Source organism: Cryobacterium sp. LW097 (genome assembly GCF_002205495.2).
Lineage (GTDB): Bacteria > Actinomycetota > Actinomycetes > Actinomycetales > Microbacteriaceae > Cryobacterium > Cryobacterium zongtaii.
The window spans coordinates 1,023,768-1,036,796 of sequence record NZ_CP021992.1 but is presented as its reverse complement, the minus strand read 5'-3'; the positions used below and the strand labels follow the sequence as shown (position 1 = coordinate 1,036,796).

Below are 13,029 nucleotides of genomic sequence, written 5' to 3'. Positions count from 1 at the left end.
GGATCATGTCGGTATCAGGGCATCCTCTAGATGCCGCTGACCCGCTCGATGGCCTGCTCGAAGATGCCGCTGAGCGCGGGTCCGGCCAGACCCCAGATGATCATGACCAGCCCGGCTGTCATCAGGGTGATCAATACCCAGCCCGGTACGTCACCCCTCTCGTCGTGCAGACCAATGCGGATACGGTTCTGAAACTGGGTGGTGAGGCTCACGGTGTCCTGCTTTCTCTCGATGGTGCACGGATGGAGCGGGGCGGTGCAGCTGGAACGGTGTCGGTCGGGGACGTCTAAAAACCGGCCTGCAGCACGAACAAGCCGGGAAAAATCGCAAAAAGTATGGTCATCGGCAGGATCAGGAACACCAGCGGCACCATCATCGCCACCTCTTTTTTGCCCGCCGCCTCGAGCAGATGCCGTTTGGATTCCTCCCGGCCGTCCTGGGCCTGGGCCCGCAGCACGTCGGCGAGCGGAGAGCCGCGGTCGATCGCCCCGACGACCTGGTCCACGAACCGGGTCAGTGACATGAGACGCATCCGGGTGGACAGCTCGGTCAGCGCCGTGCTGAGCGACACTCCGGCGTGAACGTCACCGATCACCCCGGCGAATTCGCGGGACAACTCCCCCGAGGTACTGCGGGAGACGCGGCGCAATGCATCGAGGATGCCCTCACCGGCCGCGAGGGACAGGGTGAGGAACTCCAGGATGGTGGGCAGCTCGCTGTCGATCCGGGCCAGGCGTGCCGTCGCCGCCCGTTTCAACAGGGTGTCCCGCAGCAGCACCCCCGCTCCGGCCGCGACGACGGGCGCCGCGACCTGCACGATCAGCGGCCAGCTACGGCCCGACGGCGTGCCGAGGGCGAACAGCAGCGCGCCGGCGGCGCCGATCAGCGCCCACGCCAGTTGCTCGGACCGGAAGGCGTCGACGGTTCGGGAGGAGCCCGATTGCGCAAGACGACGCTCGAGGATGTCGGCGCCGCCGAGCGCATTGGCAAGGGCCTGCGCGAGGGTCTCGAACACCGGCGAGAACAGGGTGCCCAGCACCGGGATCGGGTCGACGGAGCGGCGGCCCACGAAGACCCGGGCCTCAGCCGACACGTCAAGCAGGTAGGGCGCCAACCGGTTCGCGAGCCGGGGCCGGCTCAGCCGCGGGGTGAGGCTCACCAGCGACCAGAGTCCGATGCCGAGCACCGACCCGAAGAAGGCACCCCAGGCGAGCGCCGTCACTGGAACCACCGGCGTTCCTCGGGCAGCCGCCCCACGATGAGCATCACCCGGTAGGCCAGCACCGATACGGTGAGACCGCCCAGGATGACGACGGTTCCGGCCGGGGTGTTGAAGGCCTGGGCCGCCTCCGGACGGCTGCTGATCAGCACCAGAACGATCCACGGTGCGGCCACGCCCAGCCGGGCGGCGTTCACCACCCAGGACTGTTTGGCCTCGACCTCGGCGCGCACCGCGGCATCCTGCCGCAACCAGCTCGACAGGCTGCGAAGCACCACGGTGAGGTCGCTGCCGCCCACGTCCCGTGCCATCCGCAACGTCTCGATCAAGCGGTCGGCGAACGGGTCGGCGAGGGAGGCTTTGAGCGTGTCAGCGCTGTAGCCGAAGTTGCCGGTGGCCCGGTACTCCCGCTCGAACTCGGCGAACGCCGTGCGGGTGACCACCGGCCCGGCCTGCGCCAGGCTGCTCACGGCATCGGGCAGGGCCAGCCCCGACCGCACGGCGGAGACCAGGTGGTCGACCACATCGGGCCAGACCGTGCGGTTCAACCGCCGCCTGGCCCTGGCCCGCCACAGCACGATGAGGGAGGGCAACACCAGCCAGACCACACCGACGACCAGGGTGAGCGCTCGCACACCAAGCACCGCCTCGGCGAGCGCGGCGGAAGCCACCGCGAGCACCGCAGACAGCGCGGCGAACACCGGCACCGGCACCGACCCGAAGCCGGCCTGCGCGAGCCGGGCCCGCCAGCCCGACACCAGCCGGCCGCTGCGGGACGCACCATCGGTGGCCGGCCAGAGCAGCGGTGAGCTCAGCAGAAGCAGCCCGGCACCGAGCAGGCTGCCCAGAACCAGGGTCATGCCGCTCCCCTCCGCAGCACCTCGGCCGGGTCGAGACCTGCGGCCCGGAACTTGGCGAGCTTGGTGGGGAATCCGCCGGTGTGTTCCAGCACCCCGTTCTTCATGAGGAACAGCGGGCTGGCTTCGATGGTGGAGCCGGTCAGCTGACCGCTCGGTGCGATGATCTCGGTTACCCGGCGGCGCCCGTGCCGGTCCATCTCACAGTGCAGCACGATGTCGATACAGCCCGCCACGGTGGGCAGCACAAACGAGGAGTCGATGTTGCGCCCGGCCAGCAACGGCAGGGTCGACAGCTTCGCGAGGGCGTCCCTGGCGCTGTTGGCGTGGATCGAGCACATGCCGGGTAGCCCGCTGTTCAGCGCGATGAGCAGGTCCAGGCTCTCCGCCTCACGCACCTCACCCACAACGAGCCTGTCCGGCCGCATCCGCAGTGATTCCTTGATCAGCCGGCGCAGGGTGATCTCGCCCGCACCCTCCAGACTGGGCTGCCGGCACTGCATGGCCACGACATCACGCGCGCCGACGCTCAGTTCAAAGGTCTCCTCCACCGTGATGATGCGTTCGGTGCGACGCGTGGCCGACAGAAGCGCGTTGAGCATGGTGGTCTTTCCGGTCTGGGTGGCCCCGGAGACGAGGATGTTCTGCCCGCCACGCACGCACACCCGCATGAACTCCGCGGCCGGCTGGGTGAGCGCGCCCAGCGCCACGAGCTGGGTGAGGTCCCGGATGCGCCGGGTGAACTTGCGGATGTTGACCGACCAGTATCGCTGGGTGATGTCAGGGATCACCACGTGCAGTCTGGAGCCGTCGGGCAAGGACGCATCCACGAACGGTGAGGACAGGTCGACCCGCCGGCCGGACGCCTGCAACATCCGCTCAACCAGGTCGCGCACCTCCCGCTCGGTGAGCACCATCGGGGTCAGCTCTGGCACACCGTCACGGGCGACGAAAACCCGGCTGGGCGAGTTGATCCAGAACGCGACACTGGCAGTTGGCGAGTGTTGCCCGCCCTCGACATCGTTGATTTCATGCGGTTGGGATGGTTGTGCGTCGTCGTCGGCTATGGCCCCGAACGGAGGTTCTTGCGGACTCTGTGCGGACTCAGAGCGTCATCAACCGGCAGAGTTCAGGGCATTTGTGGTTCACCCTCCAGCCCTTCGGCCTGACGTCGTTCGAGCTCGGCGGCCTCTGCGTCCCTCTCAGCGAGGTCATACATGGCGTTGGAGATGAGAACAGCAGCGCGAGCGAACGCTGCTTCAGACGGTTCCCTGCGCCACGGCTTGGATGGAGGGGTGGGGGTCGATTCATTCATGGGCCGAAATCTCGTGGTCTCTGGCCTCCAGGCGCTTGATGGCCAGGTCGTACATGGCGGCTGCGATGAGAACGCCGGCGCGGGCGAAGGCGGCATCAGAGGGTCTTCCGTTGGCGGCCATCAATCGGCCTGCGATTCGATCCGGTTGGGCTTGGTGTCATCCATGGGCTGAGGCTACGGGACTGCAGCGGCCGGGCGATAGCCCCTGGCGTACTCGATGGATGGGTCGGATTTGAAATCGCACCCTTCGAGACGGCCGGCAGCAGGTCCGATCTGAAATCCGACATGGTGCTTGAGCATCTCGCGTTCCAAACGCGACCTGCGCGGGCGCTACGGTCCCAGGGCCGGGGACCCCGCGATCAGTTCGTTGGGGTCAACGGAATGGTCGTGGCGAACGGGCTCAGGGGTGTGCAGAGTCTGCATACCCTTGTGCTCCAGACGATTCATCGGCCGGGTCAAGTCATCGGCAAGGCTACGCACGAGACGCGTACCCCCTCCTTGTGGAGGGTGACTCGTTCAGTGAGTCCCCTTGGCCCGCGAGCAGCGGACTCCTACCCTTCGAGGGTGCTCGACAGCGCGGAGAACCATCGGCCGTGTCGGCGTTGGGTACACGGAAGTGTGTACCCCCGATGAAGTGACAACGGCTCACCCTCAAAATCTCGACCATTTTCGCGACCTCGGGAACATGGTCCGCTGACCGTTGCGACGGACCATGTTAGGTGGGTGCCTGAAATGGTCCCATCGCCGACGGGGGTATCCATACTGTGGAGATCCCGCGCCGCGCCCGCGTTGAGGCCGAACATCATCTTCGTGAGGTCGCGGAGATGATCGGAGGGCCGGCAGAGCTCCGGGCGCCGACGTGTCAGGTGAGCCCCTAGATCGTCCCGGCGACATTGCCGAAGGGCGTCCAGAGCGTGGACACCCTTCGCTGGCTACGGGGCCTTGCGGTCCAGCCAGTGACGGGCCGGCGGCATGACCGTGCCGGCGTTGGCCGGCTGCTCAGTCGGCTTCCACTGCAGTCCGCCGAGCACAAGCCAGCCGACCGTACTGAGAGCGCCGAGGATGAACAGACCCGTGGCGATCGCAGACACTCCCGCGACGAACAGCATCAACGCGACGACCAAGCCGATCGGGCCGATAGTAAACAGTGCTGTCGAGTATGGGTTCGCCTTCATGGTCGAAGGCTACTGTCCGCCGAGCCCCGGGTGCGCAGTCCAGGCATCATTGCCCCGAAGGTGGGGTAGGCGTGCGCGGGTCAGCCGTCAAGTCTCGCCGCAGCCGAGGGTTCGCGGCCAGCATGGGGTGTCCACGGCCGCGGACACCCTCAGGGGCCGGGATTCAATCCCCATCCCGCGGGTTCTGGTTGCGCCAGCTAGATAGACCGAGCGTGGATCGACTCTACGCGCGTACACTCCCCGCCATGGATGACCTCGAATGGATCGACGCACCGCATTGTCCGCAGTGCCTGGTGCCCTGTGAACCGTCGGGCTCCACGTCGCGACCGTTCTGGGTGTGCCCGTCGTGCCGGGTCGCCGTTCTCACCCGGTGAATGACGAAAAAACCCGGCCCGCCTCTCAAGAGACGTGCCGGGTTTCAGGTCTATTGGACTATGGGGCTAAGAGCCGTTGGGCTGAAAGCCTTGGACTCGCGAGACGGCGCGGACCACAGTGGCGTTGCTAAGCGTCAATTGACACCAGTGTAGTTTCTTCCTCGTCTTCATCCTCAGGCTCGAATGGGGCGATTGTGACATCAGGGCTCTGACGCGGCACGGCAGCGTCGGACCCGATCATGGCCAGCAGAGGATGCAAATGAGACCGCGCGAAGTCGTAAAGAGTCTCGGCGGCGTCAGATGCTGCGATCAGCGCCGCCAGCTCTTCCGAAGGAACGTCCTGGGTTCTGAGAAAGAAAGAGCCGACGCTGATGTCGGCCCATCCGCCCGACCCGCCAACATGCAGCGAGCCTATGACAACGCGGATTTCGGAGTCCTCGCCGAGGAACTCGGGATCAAAGGCGATCGACCACGTGGCGTGATCAGAACTGCTCTCACCTTGAGACGCTCGTAGACGAATGACCTCAAGGTTTGTAGGTATGAAAGTCATCGGACGCTCTCAGCGTACAATCGTGCCGTCTGAGCGATCGTGGCGTCACCCCAATGGTTCGGCAGGTGTTCGTGGGCCTGAATCCGACGCGTAGTCCAACCGAGCCATTTGATGTGCGCTTTGGCTGCTGGTCGCACTGAGTATGCCACGACAACGTCGCATGCAACAGAAAGCAGCCTAAGTTCAGTGAGGGTAACGTCCGCTCGGCCCTCGAGGATCTCTTCGACCTCCGGAGCAGATATCCCAAGCCTGTCCGCGACCATGTCGATGGAGTTGCCCGACTGCTCCTGATGGACGCAAATCAAGTTGAGTAGTTCCTCTTGAGCGCGCAGATTATGTTCCGCCGCCCATCGGGAATGATCGCGCACGATGTCTTTCGCAGCCTGCTTCTGTTCCATTGTCATGGCTACTCCTCCGTCCTTCACACTACAACGCATCTCTAGGCCCACGAGTAGGCCCTTTCCATCGCGACGTCGATTGACTCGTTCTGTTCGGTCAACCCACCCTCGCTATCCGCCTTCGTGGCTAGATGGAGCCCGACCAGCAGACGTGGTGTACGTGCAGGCTCTGCTACATACAACCTCAAAAGCCTGGGTTTCTTCCCAAACGCTACGCGTTTCGATTCAAGCCTGGGCTTGAGTTCTACAAGCGTGTCACGAATGTGGTTGCCCTCTTCAGCTTTGCCAAAGGCGATCTGCCCGAGTCTAGCCTTCAACATGAGGCCCGTGAGCTTCGCCATATAGTCCTGATGCTCGGCCCAGGTCAACGACGGGTGAAGTCGGTTCTCCTCAAGCTGGTCCATCTCTTCCCGGAACTCAGGGATCTTGAGATCCCATTCGTTCGCAGGGCGTCCGTCATTCGAGATTTGAGCATGACCACAACGCTCGCCAATCGGACGATGCGGATAGTAGGACCTCGATTGAATAACCCCCACAGACATGGTGTGAGCGTACCGTCAAGTTGAGCGGGTGAGGCACTTCACCCCCCGAAGTGGGGCAGAGCGCCCGTTCGCACTGGAATTCGGACCGCGGGAGCACCGACTAGCCGTCAATTCTGTTGGCGCCGATGAACGTCACGATGGCTGGTTCCACGAACGTCACGCTCGTGGCCACCAGGCCCATCGATCTGTCTTTGCACACCAGCACCGCAGCATTCGCCGCGTGTCCCTGTGACCGGTCACCCGGGTCTGCTCGCGCGCGTGCACGTGAGATGGTGCGATGCGCAACATTCGACGTGGCCTCGCGCGGGTGACGCGCGCGCACGCCTGTACGAGAGATCGTCATTGACCTGTCTCGGTACAAGTGGCGCCGCGCGCGCCCGTTCGAGTCTCTATTCGCCGTCGTCGATGAGCGGCCGGCGCTGCCCGGTGTGCGCGTAGACAGCCTTGCGGAGCTTGCCGATCATGCGGTTGGCAGTGGCGGTGTCCATGCCGTTGCGTCGGAGCCCTGTCCTGATCGCAGTGTCTGAGGTAGTGAGCACGTCAGGGACTCCCGACGCCTTGGAGATCTCTGCGATGAACTGCGCTGCAAAGTCGGCGGGCGTCTCGGGCTTCGCTTGCGCGGGCGGGCGGGCATCTTCGGCGGCGATTGCTGCCTTCGCGTCGCGCTCCATCTGGTCTGCGAGCTTCCGGATCGGGGACTTCTTCCACGGCGTCTTGGTCACGCCGCGGTCAGCGAGTTCCTGCAGGCGCACCCTCAGGTCTTCGTGCGCCGTGTGAGAGACCTTGCGCGTGCTCTCATCGATGAGTCTCGCTGGGCGCCGGCTAACGTCGTACCGGTAGCGGAGCCTCACCTGGGCGTTCTTCCGGTCGGCTTCCCACTTGTGCAGCGCGGCGATGCGCTTCTCGGTGAAAGGTTCGTGGTCGAGGTGCTGCCCGACGAGAGCGGCCATCGTGTCTATCCACTCGACCGCATAGTCGACGTCGACCTGCAGCATGTCCATCTGGAACGCCCGTAAACGCTCCTCTGCGGTCGTGGAGCCCTCAACCGGGCTCGTGGTGCCTGTCGGGCTGCTGGCGTCCATGTGGTGCCTTTCGTGTCGTTTGGTGCGGTGGTGGGGCTGCGCACGGTTGGTGCGCAGCCCCGGTATGCAGGCCCGTCCAGGAGACGGACCCGCGGCCGCCGTGTCCCCCGCGCCTTGCAGCGCGGCAGGGGTGGAACACGGCGGAGCTTGTGAGGTCGAGGCTAGCGGCGGTACTTGGCCCGCAGAGCGTCGATAGAGGCGCTCAGGGCATCCGGCTCCGTGTCGTCTCCGTCCGGCCCGTCAGCGCGCTCCTGTGCCTCGATGTCGGCACGGCGTGCAGCCACGGCGGCCTTCTTCGTCTCGGCGCTCATGGCTTAGTCCCGACCGATCTTGTAGGCCAGGTCGGAGTTGCCCCGGGTCTTGAGGCCGTGCGCATCCGCGACCGCGTACGCCAGCTTCCGGAACTCCCCGCCGACATGCGCGGGAGTGAGCGTGACGCCATTCACGCGGACCCCGCTCCGCGTGCCGCCGTACGAGGTGACGTAGAAGTCGGGGTCGAGGCCCGGGGCGTCGAGGGGGTTCACCAGTCCGGGGTCCGGGTGCACAACGTTCGCCGCCTCGAGGATCCTGCCGGCACTCTCCACGAGCTCGTTGTGCTCGGCCAGCTGCTTCAGGAACTTGTCCAGCGCCTTGCTGGCCGTGGCATGGATGGACTCGAGGCTGGCGGTCGACGTCGCGAGCAGCGCGGTCGCTTCGTCCTTGGCTGCCTGCTGGGCGTCGGCGGTATCCTTGGCCCGCTTGTCCGCGGCGCGCTTCTCGTGGCGCTGACGGATGAGGCCCGCCCACGTGATCTTCGTGCGCGCTGCCTCGAGGTCGGCCAGCGTGACGTCGCCGCCGTCGATGACCTGCTGCTCAAGCCGGGCCAACTCGGCCTCTGCCTGCTCGGGGGTGATCTCTTCGGGGGTGGTGGTCGTATCGGTCATGTCGTGCTCGTTTCTGCCAGCGGTGCTGACTGTTGGGGTGTAGCGGATGTGCGGGGTGGGCAGGTTGGTGATGTTCAATGGACCAGCGATCGTGGTCATGAGCGCTCCTTCGTGTGGGTGTTGGAACGGGAGCCCCGAAGGACTCCCGCTCGGTGCGTCGGCCGGTTAGTAATCCATGCTCATTCCCCTGAAGAGGTCGTTGATTTCGCGACGGACGATCTTTGCGAGGTGGCTGTCATCACCGGTGTGGCCTTTGATGACGATGTCGCCGGTCCAAGCCGGGCCCCCGGCTGGGGCCGCGCCACCACCAACGACAGCGCCGCCTGCGAAGGCTTGCGAGCCAGCGGGGACCAGCTGGTAGCCGAACTTCCCCGCGACATCCGCGAGGATCGCCGACGACCGACCGCGCTTCCCAGCAGCGAGGGGGATATAGGCCTCGCCGCCGGTCTCGGGTTCGGCCCAGACACGCATCGCACCGGCCCTCTCGACCTGTGCAACGTGTTGCTCGCGCAACCCACCGTTGCCGTAGTACGACACGACGCCGCCGTCAGCCTGGTTCACGGTCATGCCGCCTCCACCGCGGCCGTTGGCGACGTGGCTGCCCATGCTCACGCTGATGCCCGCGAGGAGGTTCTTGATCCTCAGCGCGCGCGCTTCCGTGTCGGCCAGCTTCGCGTTGGCGTCCTCAGTGCTGACGTACGCCGCCCACTCCGTCTCGGACGGGATGTGCAGGATCTTGTCCGCGAGATCCTGGGCAGCCTGACCACTGATACCCAGGTCGTCGATTCGAACCAGCAGTGCAGCACGACTCGACTCGAGCGACGCCCGGTACTGGTCGTAGCCTTGGCCAGAGTCAACGATTGCCTGGCCTGTGTCCATGGCGGCTGAGGCGATGTCGTCGAGCTTCGACTGCATCGCCCGGCCGGCCTCAGTGGTGGTGTCGAGGTCGGTGCCGAACTCGTTGAGGACCGCGCCGTTCTCGGCGAGAGACTCGTCGAAGCTGTCGTAAGCCTCCTCGAGTGCCCGCGCTGCTTCTCGTGCAGAAAGGTTCTGCCCGTTGAGCTCGTCGAGTTCCGCAACGAGGTCCGAGATCGACGACACAACACCGTCGACCGCGTCCTCGACCGCCACATAAGCCGGGGCGGCGTCAGCAGCTTCACCGCCAGCTTCGGCAGTCGCCTCCTTGAGTTCGCGGAACCTGCGTTCAGCCTCCGCAGTGGCCGGTTCGCCATCGCGGATCGCCTTCTCCAGGTAGCCCATGTTGATCGCCATGTCAGCGGTCGACCCGCCGGTGCGCTCGAGTTCCTTGCGGTACTCGCTGTTCGGGTCCTTCGCGGCTGCGAGCGCCTTGTTGATGGTCTTGATCGCGTCGCCCTCCTGCAGGAACGCGTCCACAACGGTGTCAGCCGCCACACCCAGTTCCTTGGCAGCCTTGAGCGAGCCGTCCTTCTGCAGCTTGTCAGCGACCCATGCGCGGGTGTTCTCGGTGATCGCTCCCGTCTGGGTGTCGAGGGTGTCCGAGAGCGCCTGTGCGTCGTTGGAGGCGTTCGCGCTGCTGACTGCGAAGGCGCCCAGGATGACGACTGCAGCTGTCAGGGCGAGGCCGACAACACCGCCAGCGATTGCGGTCCCCTTCATCGTCGTGTTCAGGCTCGTGATGGCGGCCCGGAACTCGACGATCTTCGGCACCGCGAGCATCGCTGTCCCTCCGAAGAGGAACACGGCGGCGGTCCCGACCCCGACGCCGAGGGCAGTCGCCTGCGCCCCTTCGTCGAGGTTCCCGTACCAGTCGACGAGCCCGGTGAGCAGCTGCACCATCTCGCGCATCGTGTCGTTGGCGGTAGAGCCCGTCTTGATCAGCGCGGAGTCCATCGATCCGCCGAGTCGTTCGAGGTCACCGGTCAGGTTGTCGGTCTTGAGGGCGGCCTGCTCGGCGGCGTAGCCCTGGTCGTTGACCTTCTCGTTCCACTCCTCGACACCCGCGGCGCCGGAAGCGAAGAGGATCCCTGCAGCGCTGGCAGCTTCGGCGCCGAAGATAGCACCGAGCGCTGCGGACCGGGTCTGCTCGTCGAGATCCCCGAGGCCGGTCTTCAACTCCTCAGCGACACCGGCCATGCCGATGAAGTTCTTCTGAGTGTCGAAGACGTTGATGCCGTACTTCGCCATCTCCTCGGCGCCCTTGGCGACGGGCGCCGTGAGCGACGAGATGACCGAGCGCAGGCCCGTGCCGGCCTTCTCGCCCAGGAGACCGTTGGACGCCAGCAGTGCCAGCGTGCCCACGGTGTCTTCGAGGGGGATGTTTAGGCGGGCGAAGGTGACGCCCACGTAGTCGAGGCCGAGGGCGAGGTCGTCGACCGACCCCTGAGCCTTCCCGGCGCCGGCGGCGAGAAGGTCGGCGACGTGCCCGGCCTGGTCACCCTTGAGCGAGAACACTGTGAGGGTCGTGGCGGCGATTTCAGCGGCCCGAGCTACAGCGAGTTCACCCGCGGCTGCGAGGGCCAGAGAGCCCGACAGGCCGCCGCCGAGGATGTCGTTTACCGACACCCCCGCCTTGGCGAGTTCAGTCTGCGCGTCAGCCGCTTCGCGCGCCGAGTAAACCGACGCCGCACCCTGCTCGATCGCAGACTCCTTGAGGAGATCCTGCTGTTCGCGGGTCGCCATGGTCGCGGCGGCCGTCTTCGAGCTGGCCTCATCGAACGTGGCGTAGGTCCCGATGGTGAGAGCAGCGACGGCAGCGAATGCCGCCCCAATCCCAAGAGCAGCCATGCCGATCGACTTGGCTGCTTCAGCGGATTCACGACGGAGCCGTTCAACCTCAGCCGCGGCCTCGCGTGCGGCCACAGCGGCGCGTCGGTTCGACACCGCCGCCGTGTCCTGCGCGCGAGAGAGGGGCCCGACTGCGCGAGCCGCCGCCGTTGCCGACGTGCCGATGCCAGCAACAGCGGCGTCCGCCTGTGCGGCCTCCCGGTGGAAGACCTGCGCGCCGATCATTTGCAGGCGGAAGCCGATCGACCCCGCTTCAAACATTGCGCTTCCGGACATGCGTTTCTCCTTCTAGGGGGTTTCGCCCCCGTGAGCATCGCCCTGCAACGATTGGTTGATTTGGTCAGACAGCGTGAGCAGGTCGCCCACGTAGTCGTTCTTGGGATACGCCGCTTCAGCGAGCGACATGAATGGTGCGAGGACGCCACTGGCGAGCTCATAGAGGACACCGCAGGCCAGGAGGGCGCGCATCTCGGCAGACTCGCCGTTGCCCATCACCTCGGCCTTGATGATTTCGAGGATCGCTGCAGGGTCCCGCGAGTGTGCGCCGAGCAGCGACGACAGCCGCTGCTCACGTTTCTCGAAGGCGTCCACATCGAGGAACGACTCAGGCAGCCCGTCTTCACCGAGGAGGAAGAAGCCGCGGGAGCTCATGCCGTCACCAGCTGGTGAACCGTCAAGTGCATCGTGCGACGGCCTCTTGATCGAAGAAGCAATCGCACGAAGCTATGGCGGTCGATTTCGGAGAAATTGACCCTGATCATCAATGACTGATCAAGTAGCTGGTCTTTAACTAATAGTGCGCAGTTCTTGCCGGTTCGTTACGCGAGAATTGCCGGTTCGTTGTGCAGGAGTTGCCGATGGTATCTACGCGAATTGCCGATGGTAGGGCGACGATCCGGCAAAACTTGCCGGTTCACTCGTTCCACCGCATCCACTCGGGATCCTTCCCCCGGTAGCTGTCGGGCACATTGAGCAGGTACACATTCCTGAGCCATTTGCCATGCACGCTGCGTCGCTTCTCGATCGTCACGACCCTTCGCTCGACGAGCGTCTTGATGTGCGTCTGCACCGTTCGCACGCTCTGGCCGGTGCGCTCGGCAATCGTCACGTGGCTGGGGAAGGCGCAGCCGTACTCGGGGTTCTCGTGCTCCGCCAGGCAGAGCAGCGTTATCTTCTCCTTCATCGGCGATGGCCCGTCGCCTTTGTCCTTCCATCGGACGTCCCAGGCCCAGTTGCGTGCTGAGATGCTCACTCATCACTCGCCTCTCCCGCGGTCGTGTTGTCGCGGATGATCTGTGCGGAGGCTCCGCCAGAGCAGCGATCCCACGCGTTGAAGGTCGGCGCCATCTTGATGACGTACCGGCTCCGGTCAATGTCGTCCGGGCTGTTGTCGGCGTTGCAGAGGCTCCGCATCAGGAGCGAACCGGGCTCGACGTGCCACCCGCTGCGGTTCGTCACAGTCGGTACACGCTTGACGGGAGGCAGCGCTGCAGGCTTGGCCATCACGCCCACCCTGCTGCGCTGTGTGCCTCGTTCATGTCGATGCAGAGCAGAGCAGCACGGGACAGGTACAGCGCCATGAGAGACGCTTCTGCGGGGGTCGTCTCCCCGTCCTGGTGGAAGGCGTCGACGTCGATGACCCACCGCGGCCAGGTGTTCGACTGCATCACGTAGTTGATCGTCATGGGGACCGACTCGAGCTCCGGGCCCGAGACCCGGTGCAAGTTCAGGCGGGGGTCGTCGGACTCGTGATCGAAGGCGAGGCCCTCGCAGTGCACGACGGAGCAGTCGATGACGCTGGTCAGGTCCTTGATGCTGCGCATGGCGT

Annotated in this window: 16 protein-coding genes and 1 pseudogene; all 17 read right to left on the bottom strand. The window is 65.3% G+C overall.

Annotation, left to right across the window (positions count from 1 at the left end; all coding sequences use genetic code 11):
• Positions 1 to 26: 26 nt before the first annotated feature.
• Positions 27 to 212, bottom strand: coding sequence for a hypothetical protein (locus B7495_RS04805; RefSeq protein ID WP_088455569.1), 186 nt, complete (start codon positions 210 to 212; stop codon positions 27 to 29).
• A 74-nt stretch (positions 213 to 286) separates the two neighbouring features.
• Entirely contained in the window at positions 287 to 1,231 is a 945-nt protein-coding gene (locus tag B7495_RS04800; protein WP_240632402.1) for a type II secretion system F family protein, read from the bottom strand.
• Positions 1,219 to 2,079 (bottom strand): type II secretion system F family protein, encoded by an 861-nt coding sequence (locus B7495_RS04795; protein ID WP_088455567.1) that lies wholly within the window; start codon positions 2,077 to 2,079, stop codon positions 1,219 to 1,221. The genes B7495_RS04800 and B7495_RS04795 overlap by 13 nt, the downstream gene beginning before the upstream one ends.
• Positions 2,076 to 3,053 (bottom strand): annotated as a pseudogene (locus B7495_RS04790) (CpaF family protein); the annotation flags it as partial. The pseudogene B7495_RS04790 and the gene B7495_RS04795, both read right to left, overlap by 4 nt.
• A 330-nt stretch (positions 3,054 to 3,383) precedes the next feature.
• The gene (locus tag B7495_RS19465; RefSeq protein WP_255416777.1) at positions 3,384 to 3,512 is read right to left on the bottom strand and encodes a hypothetical protein; all 129 of its coding nucleotides are present in this window, start codon (positions 3,510 to 3,512) and stop codon (positions 3,384 to 3,386) included.
• A gap of 811 nt (positions 3,513 to 4,323) precedes the next feature.
• Positions 4,324 to 4,566 (bottom strand): hypothetical protein, encoded by a 243-nt coding sequence (locus B7495_RS04785; RefSeq protein WP_151199529.1) that lies wholly within the window; start codon positions 4,564 to 4,566, stop codon positions 4,324 to 4,326.
• A gap of 501 nt (positions 4,567 to 5,067) precedes the next feature.
• Entirely contained in the window at positions 5,068 to 5,490 is a 423-nt protein-coding gene (locus tag B7495_RS04780; protein WP_088455564.1) for a hypothetical protein, read from the bottom strand.
• Positions 5,487 to 5,894 carry a helix-turn-helix transcriptional regulator gene (locus tag B7495_RS04775; RefSeq protein ID WP_088455563.1) on the bottom strand — a complete coding sequence of 136 codons (408 nt, stop codon included), beginning with the start codon at positions 5,892 to 5,894 and terminating at the stop codon, positions 5,487 to 5,489. Before B7495_RS04775 ends, B7495_RS04780 begins: the two co-directional genes overlap by 4 nt.
• 35 nt (positions 5,895 to 5,929) lie before the next feature.
• Positions 5,930 to 6,430 (bottom strand): hypothetical protein, encoded by a 501-nt coding sequence (locus B7495_RS04770; RefSeq protein WP_151199528.1) that lies wholly within the window; start codon positions 6,428 to 6,430, stop codon positions 5,930 to 5,932.
• A gap of 389 nt (positions 6,431 to 6,819) precedes the next feature.
• Complete coding sequence (locus tag B7495_RS04765) at positions 6,820 to 7,512, bottom strand: hypothetical protein (protein ID WP_088455561.1); 693 nt, start codon at positions 7,510 to 7,512, stop codon at positions 6,820 to 6,822.
• A 161-nt stretch (positions 7,513 to 7,673) separates the two neighbouring features.
• Positions 7,674 to 7,823, bottom strand: a complete 150-nt coding sequence (locus B7495_RS19040; RefSeq protein ID WP_168195286.1) for a hypothetical protein — start codon at positions 7,821 to 7,823, stop codon at positions 7,674 to 7,676.
• A 3-nt stretch (positions 7,824 to 7,826) separates the two neighbouring features.
• Positions 7,827 to 8,534, bottom strand: coding sequence for a hypothetical protein (locus tag B7495_RS04760; protein WP_088455560.1), 708 nt, complete (start codon positions 8,532 to 8,534; stop codon positions 7,827 to 7,829).
• 66 nt (positions 8,535 to 8,600) lie between these two features.
• Positions 8,601 to 11,477, bottom strand: a complete 2,877-nt coding sequence (locus B7495_RS04755; RefSeq protein WP_088455559.1) for a phage tail tape measure protein — start codon at positions 11,475 to 11,477, stop codon at positions 8,601 to 8,603.
• 12 nt (positions 11,478 to 11,489) lie between these two features.
• Entirely contained in the window at positions 11,490 to 11,852 is a 363-nt protein-coding gene (locus B7495_RS04750; protein ID WP_088455558.1) for a hypothetical protein, read from the bottom strand.
• Between the two features lie 262 nt (positions 11,853 to 12,114).
• Positions 12,115 to 12,453, bottom strand: a complete 339-nt coding sequence (locus B7495_RS04745) for a helix-turn-helix domain-containing protein (RefSeq protein WP_151199527.1) — start codon at positions 12,451 to 12,453, stop codon at positions 12,115 to 12,117.
• A complete protein-coding gene (locus B7495_RS04740; RefSeq protein ID WP_168195285.1) occupies positions 12,450 to 12,659 on the bottom strand; it encodes a hypothetical protein in 210 nt (69 codons plus the stop codon). Before B7495_RS04740 ends, B7495_RS04745 begins: the two co-directional genes overlap by 4 nt.
• A 44-nt stretch (positions 12,660 to 12,703) precedes the next feature.
• Entirely contained in the window at positions 12,704 to 13,024 is a 321-nt protein-coding gene (locus B7495_RS04735) for a hypothetical protein (RefSeq protein ID WP_151199525.1), read from the bottom strand.
• Positions 13,025 to 13,029: the final 5 nt, after the last annotated feature.

Bases quoted from the DNA above. Each gene is read 5' to 3' on its own strand.
- B7495_RS04795 (WP_088455567.1), bottom strand. From the start codon at position 2,079: ATGACCCTGGTTCTGGGCAGCCTGCTCGGTGCCGGGCTGCTTCTGCTG.
- B7495_RS19465 (WP_255416777.1), bottom strand. From the start codon at position 3,512: ATGGCCGCCAACGGAAGACCCTCTGATGCCGCCTTCGCCCGCGCCGGC.
- B7495_RS04785 (WP_151199529.1), bottom strand. From the start codon at position 4,566: ATGAAGGCGAACCCATACTCGACAGCACTGTTTACTATCGGCCCGATC.
- B7495_RS04780 (WP_088455564.1), bottom strand. From the start codon at position 5,490: ATGACTTTCATACCTACAAACCTTGAGGTCATTCGTCTACGAGCGTCT.
- B7495_RS04775 (WP_088455563.1), bottom strand. From the start codon at position 5,894: ATGACAATGGAACAGAAGCAGGCTGCGAAAGACATCGTGCGCGATCAT.
- B7495_RS04770 (WP_151199528.1), bottom strand. From the start codon at position 6,430: ATGTCTGTGGGGGTTATTCAATCGAGGTCCTACTATCCGCATCGTCCG.
- B7495_RS04765 (WP_088455561.1), bottom strand. From the start codon at position 7,512: ATGGACGCCAGCAGCCCGACAGGCACCACGAGCCCGGTTGAGGGCTCC.
- B7495_RS19040 (WP_168195286.1), bottom strand. From the start codon at position 7,823: ATGAGCGCCGAGACGAAGAAGGCCGCCGTGGCTGCACGCCGTGCCGAC.
- B7495_RS04760 (WP_088455560.1), bottom strand. From the start codon at position 8,534: ATGACCACGATCGCTGGTCCATTGAACATCACCAACCTGCCCACCCCG.
- B7495_RS04755 (WP_088455559.1), bottom strand. From the start codon at position 11,477: ATGTCCGGAAGCGCAATGTTTGAAGCGGGGTCGATCGGCTTCCGCCTG.
- B7495_RS04750 (WP_088455558.1), bottom strand. From the start codon at position 11,852: ATGAGCTCCCGCGGCTTCTTCCTCCTCGGTGAAGACGGGCTGCCTGAG.
- B7495_RS04735 (WP_151199525.1), bottom strand. From the start codon at position 13,024: ATGCGCAGCATCAAGGACCTGACCAGCGTCATCGACTGCTCCGTCGTG.